Source organism: Streptomyces sp. NPDC001056, from assembly GCF_053598955.1.
This window is the reverse complement of the sequence record NZ_JBSFLI010000115.1, coordinates 1-1,232: the sequence shown is the minus strand read 5'-3', so window position 1 is coordinate 1,232 and position 1,232 is coordinate 1. Positions and strand designations below refer to the sequence as shown.

Annotated in this window: 2 protein-coding genes and 1 pseudogene; 1 reads left to right on the top strand and 2 read right to left on the bottom strand. The window is 72.3% G+C overall.

The features are described 5' to 3' along the window. Positions 1 to 256 (bottom strand): hypothetical protein (locus ACWDD7_RS37795; protein WP_373315976.1); only part of this gene is annotated, 256 nt, incomplete at its 3' end. Continuing rightward, positions 249 to 758 (bottom strand): SigE family RNA polymerase sigma factor, encoded by a 510-nt coding sequence (locus tag ACWDD7_RS37790; RefSeq protein WP_351881773.1) that lies wholly within the window; start codon positions 756 to 758, stop codon positions 249 to 251. The genes ACWDD7_RS37795 and ACWDD7_RS37790, both read right to left, overlap by 8 nt. A gap of 260 nt (positions 759 to 1,018) precedes the next feature. Here ACWDD7_RS37790 and ACWDD7_RS37785 point away from each other — a divergent pair. Continuing rightward, positions 1,019 to 1,232, top strand: a pseudogene (locus ACWDD7_RS37785) (hypothetical protein); the annotation flags it as partial.

Genomic DNA, 1,232 nt, shown 5'->3' with positions numbered 1-1,232 from the left:
GGCGGGGGGAAGCTGACACGGAGGAGGTGTCCGTGGGGGCTGCTCCGTGCCGTGGGCCGGGTGAGTGCAGCACGGACGGGAGAGCCAGGCACAGGGCTGCCGCGGTGCAGGCCGCGGTCGCGCCCAGGGCGTGCCGGCGGTGGCGGCGCCGGTCGGCGCGTCGGCGGATCTCCGCGGCGGGCAGGGTCGGTGCCGGCATCTGCGTGCCGAGCAGCCGCAGCCGGTCGCCCAGGGTGTCGTGGAGGGGGTCAGACATGGAGTCGTCCTTCCTCGCTGGTCGGGGGCTGGTCGCCGAGCCGGGCCGCCAGCGCGGTCCGCCCGCGGGCGAGGCGGCTCTTGACGGCACTGACGCTGGCACCGGTCTCGGCCGCGACCTGCTCGATGGAAAGGTCGCACATGTGGTGCAGGACCATGGCGCTGCGCTGCGCCTCGGGCAGGTCGCGGAGCGCGATGACCAGCATCAAGTACTCCTCAGTGGGCGGCTCGACGGTGCGGGGTTCATGGTGGTGGCGTCCGGCCAGATGCAGACCCCGGGCCAGACGTCGCCAACGTGAGATGGCCAGCCGCCGGGCGGTGGTCCGGATCCAGGCTTCCGGGGCATCGTCGGGGTCGAACGTGCGCCTTCGGTCCCACGCGCGGATGAAGGCCTCCTGGACCACGTCCTGTGCTTCGGACCAGTCGCTGGTCATCGCGTAGAGCTGTCCGGTCAGGCGGGAGAAGGACGCTGCGTAGAACGCGTCGAACTCCTGTGGCGTCATCAACGGCTTCTCTCCTGGTGCTGTCGATCGGCTCGCATCACAGGCGGTTCGCCGGGAAGCACTCCTCGACCACGGCGGTGGAGCCGTGCCTCCCGGGCGGAGCCTCGCGCCGCTCAAGCCTGTACGCACGAGCGCCGTCCCCAGGTCGCGCCCACGTCCTGTGACATGGACCACGTGTCCGGGGTGCGACCGCACGGGCACCGAGGGGCGTACAGGGGTGCGGGCATCAACCGGACGCCCGCAGGAAAGGACACTGATTCATGCGTATCCGCCCGATCATGCTCATCGCGGCCACCGCCGCAGCCATCGCGACGGCGGGGGGAGTGGCCAGCGCTGCGACCGGCACCCCCCAGCCCACCGCCACGGCTCACGGCAAGCCGTCCGGTGCGCCCGCCGCCAAGGTTCACGGCACCGGCTCGGCCGGCGCCTCGGTGGTCTCTGGTACCGGTGTCTCCGGGAACCGCGTGACCGCCA